The sequence below is a fragment of the Companilactobacillus huachuanensis genome, from assembly GCF_005404815.1.
Classification (GTDB): Bacteria; Bacillota; Bacilli; order Lactobacillales; family Lactobacillaceae; genus Companilactobacillus; species Companilactobacillus huachuanensis.
In genome coordinates this window covers 74,057-80,521 of the sequence record NZ_BJDF01000017.1, presented here as the reverse complement: position 1 = coordinate 80,521, position 6,465 = coordinate 74,057, and the positions used below count along the sequence as shown (strand labels likewise).

Below are 6,465 nucleotides of genomic sequence, written 5' to 3'. Positions count from 1 at the left end.
AACTCATTTACTATTTTGACTTTGAAATCCAGATTGTACTTAATCATAGTGAACCCCTCCAGGTTTGGATCATGTGTCCAACCTCATGGGTTCACTCCAGCGTTGGAGACTCGCGGGTTTTGCGAGGCTTCAACCGAGGTTCGAGACCGCTTCCCAGGCTCGGACCGTTCCGCGCAGCAATTGAATACTCTCAGCTCTGGAAACGGCATACTTAATTAAACTTTCAACCTTTAGTATTTAGTTATTATATCCATAAGAATTTAGGCGTTCCATTCGACTTTGATATATTTATATATTCTATGATTAGGGGAGATATAAAGATTTAATAATAAAATGAATTTGTCAATTTTTTATACTATAGAAAACAAGTACATTTTTAAAAAATATAAAATATCATATACAAATATATAAGAGTGCTAGTATTAAAGCATACCCAATCAATAAATAATTTGCATACAAATAAACAGATAGGACTCCTCATATAAAATGACTAATTTATTTTTTATCAGACATGCACATACGGTTTTAAATGGAAAAAGACTCTTTCAAGGTGGTCAAACTGACTCCGAATTGGATGAGGTAGGGAAAAGGCAACTGGCTGATTCTGCATCCGGAATGAAAAACGCTTTGCCATCCAGTTATTTACTCGTCTGCAGTCCTTTGATTAGAACTAAACAGACTGCTGAAGGATTACACTTGAATACCGAAAATGAAATATTTGATAAAAAGATTCAAGAAATTGGTTTTGGAACTTGGGAAGGACGATCACTTGAATCAGTAAAAAATGAATTTCCCAGTGAAGTTGCCAGATATTATACAAATGATCCAACAATGACACCTCAAGGTGGCGAATCAATTCAGTCAGTGGCAAATCGGATGGTAGCGGCTATTAATTATTATGCGAAAAGCGACTATCAGAATGTTGTCTTCGTATCGCATGGTAATTCAATTTCCATTGGACTAAGTGCGCTATTATTGGAATCGGCTCCATTTAAAAGAATCATCGCTGTACCCGATAATGTTTCCGTATCAAAGTTAGCTTTCGATGATAATATCAGTTTAAAATACTATAATCATACTTTTTATTAAGGAATTTACGTAAAGAGAACCCTTAATTGTGAAGAGTTCTTTTTTATTCAGCCTTTAGGCCTGGTTGAGTGTGCATAATCGCGCGAAATAAAAAACCACCTGCTATGCGGGTGGCAGTAATTCGTTATACGAAAACGGCTCCATTAGTTTTAAAATATAGGTGCCGAAGCCAACATTGTAAAATAACTAAAGGAGACGTTTTTTATGGCGAATAAACTCAATAGTTTTTCGCATACTAAATGGATGTGTGTAAGTACCATATCGTATTCGTTCCAAAGTATAGGAGAAAAATCATTTATAATCAATATCGACGCGACCTACAAGAATACATAATGATGTTATGTAAGTACGGTAGGCTTTAATGAAGCGACTGTACAAAAATATATTAGAGCTCAAGAGAAATCAGATATTGTTTTGGCACGCCGAAGCCATGCCTTGAGACGCTGACTGGTAACAGAGGCTTATAGCCTCAGAAAAAGCCACTTTAATTTGACGGGTGGTTTTTATTTGATACATTTTTAGTGTCATTATCTGACTATGCGTGTTACTTATCGTTGGTAGTGATGGGGTGATTTCATTTACTTTAGATTATTAATGAAAACTCCGAGCCCATATGATTTTACGTTGAAAAATATTTCACAGTATTAATATACACAAAAGATATATTAAAGTTGAAAAAGGAGCCCAAGCCAATTTATTGGCTCGGGCTCCTTCTATATTTTATTGATACTACAGTTCTAATATTATTTTTCCTGACTGTATAACGGCATTAATGGGAAGACACTAAAGCTTTGGGGTCAGTGATTTCGAGACTATATTTGTCGATAAGGGAATCTATATCTTCTCTAATCCCTGCAATTAATTTTTTAGCGTTGTTGATATGTTCTTCAGTATATTCGATTTCCATTGGAGCACGAGTATAACCAGCATAATGACCAGTAGCCTTCAGAGCAACATGGGATGAAATTGTCGAATCGGTGTACAAAATCTGTTTACGGAAGTTGCTCATAAGGATGTATGCATCAACTTTTGCATCGTAATTGTCGCATTCGAAAATCTTCTTTAATTTGTAATCTACATCTGGAACATAGTTTGTCATACCACCAATAATAGTGTCGGCACCCATCTGTGACCATGTTAACCAACAATTTTCAGTTCCTAAAATTACTTGAAAATCTTTATTATTTTGTTTTGCATCATAGTATACAGCTGATAAGAATTTGAAATTAACAGATGCATCCTTCAGACCTTTTAATCCGACAGCTTGGAGACGTTGAACAAAATTTAAAGTGAACATGAATCCACTTGTACTGGGATTGTTGTAGGCATAAGTGGGAATATTGACTGACTTGATAATTGATTTGAAGTAATCAAAAATCAAATTTTCAGAGTATTTGTTATACCAAGGGGCAACTGCTGCAACTGCATCAAATCCTAACTTTTCTGCAGATTTAGCTAGTAATACAGCGGAGGCAGTATCAGCAGCACCTACATGTGCAATTAATTTACGATCTGGGAATTTTTCACGAACTTTTGCAGCGACTTCGAACAAACCAACACGTTCTTCATTAGTCATAAGTGGACCAAGTCCATATGAACCAGTAACGAATAAGCCATCAACTCCGTTTTCGAAAAAGTACGTCCAAAGATCAGCTGTAGCAGCCTCGTCAACAGATCCATTTTCTTTAAATAATGTAATACAAGGTGAAATAACTCCATGAATATTAGACATAATTTAAAACCTCCAAATGTTTTTATGAAACCGTTTCCTAATTCACAACTCGAATTATAGTGAAAAATATTTCAATAGTCAACATAAAAAGTGAAAAATAAAATACGATATTTTCAGTCTTATATTGACAAACATTTCACATGGATATAGTATATTGGCATAAGGAAAGCGCTTTCTTATAGATTTAATTTAAAGATTTCTATTCTTATATCATTGGATGAATGGAGGTGTCCATGGTGGACGCTGTTACAGTAGGCCTTGATGTTGGTACATCAGGATTAAAAGTAAGTGTATATTCCTTGTCAAAAGAGAAGGTTATTCAAAATTTTGTTTCTAAGTATAAGGAACCTGCTATTGATGTAGGTATTTCAACTGTAGATAGATTTGTAGATACAATTATTTCATCGTTGAATGCAATTAGTGAAAAAAATGTGGTAAAATCTGCTGCACTATCGGTGCAAATGTATTCATTTGTTGTAATTAGAAATAAAAAGGAAGTTGTATATCAATGGAATGTACCTTGGCATAAAGATGCTGAAGTTGAGAAGATATTGGAAAGATTTGTAGATATTTCTGGATGTCCTGTTGATACATTGTTTCCATCCTATAAGATATTGGCTGCTCGAAAGGATCCAAATTTTAAAGGTGAAATACAGCCCTATGGGCTGCAAGAAGCAATCATTAATAGATTGACAGGTAAAATTGTTGGTGACTGGTGTAATGTTTCGTCATATGGATTTATTAATGTTCGCAAACGTGAATGGAATGAAGAATTGTTGAAATTAGCTGGATTTAACAAGGCGGAAATGCCTAAGCTTGTTAAATTTAATGACCCAGTAGGAGTGACCAATAACCCCAAAATTATTCAAAGTGATCCAATTACTATTGCTTGCGGTTTGGGTGATGGTCCCTCTGCTTCATATGCATCTGCCGGAACATCATCAATGGCTGCAAATATTGGTACCTCAATGGCAGTTAGAGCTTTTGTTCATAACATTGATGGAATTGATTTTCATCGAGTTTGGACTTATGTAGTTGATAACAATACATGGTGTGTTGGTGGAATAAGTTCAAATGGTTCTGCGGTACTTGACCATTTCCGGGATGTTGACGTGATAAAGGATTGGGAAGTGAAACCGGAAACAGCTGATCAAAAAGTTAAGTTTTTTCCTTGGAAATATGGCGAACGAACTCCGTATTGGTCAAGTTCTTTGAAAGAAACAATGTTAGGCGGAGATTCAAATTCCACGATGAATGATTACCGTGCATCAATTTTTAGAGGGGTTGCCTTTACCTTGGCAACCATGTACAGCGAGGCATATAAGGTTGTGAAAGAGAATAAAGCAACATTAGTTGTTGCTGGGGGTGGAGCAAAATCAGACATATTAATGGAGTATTTATCTGGAACTTTACCCGTTCCGATGGGAATACTAGAAGATTTTGATTATCTTGGTTCCTATGGTGCAGCCTATATTGCGGGTGAAGCAATAGGATCAAAACCAAGTAAGAACCAATATTTAGTAAAGGTTTATAATCCGACAATGAAGTATGTACGTGCCTATGGTGAATGGAGAGAGACAGCTAATTATTTAGCAAAATTCTATAATTCCACTGATTTCCATGTAAATAAGAATGCCAGTGAGTTTGCAGCTCTTATAGGAGGTGGAACCAATGCACGTTAAGATGGTTAGTGGTTATCAAAGTATCGCTACAATAATATTATTAATTCTTGTTGGATTTACTTTAAAGAAAAAGGGTGTAATTTCAGATAGTCTTCAAAAAGGATTAAATGGTTTTTTGATTAAATTTATTATTCCATTCTCTGTTTTCTCCGCTTTTTTGACACCATTTGATTGGGGAAAGGCAAAGACATCCCTCGTATTAATCGTTGCGGGTATTCTGTTCTACCCGGTAATGCAATTTCTTGTCACTAAAATAATGTATTTCTGGATTAAAGATGATGAGAAGAAAAGATTATTTCAATTTAACACTACATATTCAAATGCCGTGTTTATGGGATATCCATTTGCGCAAGCATTATTTGGTGCCAGTGGTCTATTCTTCGCCTCTGTTTTCAATTTGCCATTCAATATTTATCTTTGGTCAATTGGATTTGCACAGTTTACTAAACAGCCAATGAATAAGAAAGGAATTCTTAACACATTAACAAATCCTGTCATAATTGCTTGTATCGCCGGATATGCTTGGTGGTTGTTACAGACCTTAGTTCCAACAAGTGCAGATATTGTGTTAACCCCAATTAAGAATGTCTTTACGGCAGTTGGAGCATGTAATACGCCATTGTCGATGGTGGTTATTGGTGGAATGCTTGCTGATTCTAAAATTGGCCAAGTGCTTGGAGATAAGCAAGTATGGTACTTTGCCGTTATGAAACTACTTGGAGTACCAGCATTGATGTTACTTTTATTATCCGCTGTTGGATTCAAGGGGTGGACTTTAGCTATTCCTGTCGTTATGACTGCTATGCCAACTGCTGCAACCGGTGGTATTCTTGCAGGACAATACGATATACACAAAGAGTTAGCCGCGTCTCTAATAACATTCACTACGGCACTTTCGGCGCTGACCATTCCTATTTGGTTAATTATTATTTTGAATATTGTTGGATAAATATATTTGGAGGTTTTTGAATTATGACAAAAGTAGTTAGCTTAGCCCGCTCGTTTGCTAAATTAAGTAATGAACCTATAAAAAAATTACAAGATGCAGGTTTTGATGTAGTTATTAATAGAAATTTTGATGTATACGACGAAGATAAGATTGCCAAGATGATTGGAGATGCTGATGCAGTAATCGTTGGATCGGACAAAGTGGGTCAGACAGTGTTTGATAGCTGTCCCAATCTTAAAATTGTTTCAAAACAAGGGGTAGGTTTGAACAATGTTGATCTTGACCTTGCACGTGAACGTGGAATTAAAGTGACAAATACACCTGGAGCCAATAGAGAAAGTACTGCTGAAATGGCTTGGTTGTTGTTGATGGCCGCTAATAGAAATCTTTATCATGAATCGAATGAATTGAAGAAAAATAATGGTGATTACGGTGCAAAGACAATTCAAAATGATCTATTCGGTAAAACCATTGGTATTATTGGATTTGGCGCGATTGGTAAAACAGTCGCAAGAATTGCTACTGGATTTAAAATGAAGATTTTAGCGTATGATCCATTTATCAATTTAGATGAGATTGATGAGGATGATTTTCAAGCAAAATTAGTTACAATGGATGAATTATTGAAAGAATCAGACTTTATAACAATCCATTCTCCTGCAACAAAGGAAAATCATCATATGATTAATGAAAAAGCCATCAGCAAGATGAAGAATGGTGTAGTTATTACGAATGCTGCACGTGGAGAATTAATTGATGAGGATGCATTATATTCTGCTTTAAAGTCAGGAAAAGTAAAAGCAGCAGGTTTAGATGTGTTCGAGGGCGAACCACCGATTGGAAACAAACTGTTAACTTTAGATAATGTGATTGGGACACCACATGTTGGCGGACAATCAGTTGAGTCTAGTCATAAGTTAGGTTTACATGCTGCACAAAATATTATAGATTTTTTTAAATAGATGAAGGAAAAGCATCCCTTAAAAGGATGCTTTTTCATTTTATGTTGGTAT

5 protein-coding genes and 1 pseudogene are annotated in these 6,465 nt (G+C 35.6%); 5 read left to right on the top strand and 1 reads right to left on the bottom strand.

The window, feature by feature from the left end; all coding sequences use genetic code 11:
• Positions 1–486 precede the first annotated feature (486 nt).
• Together FFM71_RS10220 and FFM71_RS13895 are read left to right on the top strand one after the other, a co-directional pair.
• Positions 487–1,089, top strand: a complete 603-nt coding sequence (locus FFM71_RS10220; RefSeq protein WP_137612072.1) for a histidine phosphatase family protein — start codon at positions 487–489, stop codon at positions 1,087–1,089.
• Between the two features lie 204 nt (positions 1,090–1,293).
• Positions 1,294–1,536 (top strand): annotated as a pseudogene (locus FFM71_RS13895) (transposase).
• A 322-nt stretch (positions 1,537–1,858) separates the two neighbouring features.
• On the opposite strand, the gene FFM71_RS10210 reads toward FFM71_RS13895, so the two are convergent.
• The gene (locus tag FFM71_RS10210) at positions 1,859–2,821 is read right to left on the bottom strand and encodes a dihydrodipicolinate synthase family protein (RefSeq protein WP_137612071.1); all 963 of its coding nucleotides are present in this window, start codon (positions 2,819–2,821) and stop codon (positions 1,859–1,861) included.
• Positions 2,822–3,054: 233 nt separating this feature from the next.
• Between FFM71_RS10210 and FFM71_RS10205 the strand changes: the two genes are divergently transcribed.
• From FFM71_RS10205 to FFM71_RS10195, 3 genes are read left to right on the top strand one after another with little or no spacing between them, the layout of a single operon-like run.
• A complete protein-coding gene (locus FFM71_RS10205) occupies positions 3,055–4,503 on the top strand; it encodes an FGGY family carbohydrate kinase (RefSeq protein WP_171000538.1) in 1,449 nt (482 codons plus the stop codon).
• The gene (locus tag FFM71_RS10200) at positions 4,493–5,452 is read left to right on the top strand and encodes an AEC family transporter (RefSeq protein WP_137612069.1); all 960 of its coding nucleotides are present in this window, start codon (positions 4,493–4,495) and stop codon (positions 5,450–5,452) included. The genes FFM71_RS10205 and FFM71_RS10200 overlap by 11 nt, the downstream gene beginning before the upstream one ends.
• A gap of 23 nt (positions 5,453–5,475) precedes the next feature.
• On the top strand, positions 5,476–6,414 hold the full coding sequence (locus tag FFM71_RS10195; protein ID WP_137612068.1) for a phosphoglycerate dehydrogenase: 939 nt from the start codon (positions 5,476–5,478) through the stop codon (positions 6,412–6,414).
• The last annotated feature ends 51 nt before the right edge of the window (positions 6,415–6,465 follow it).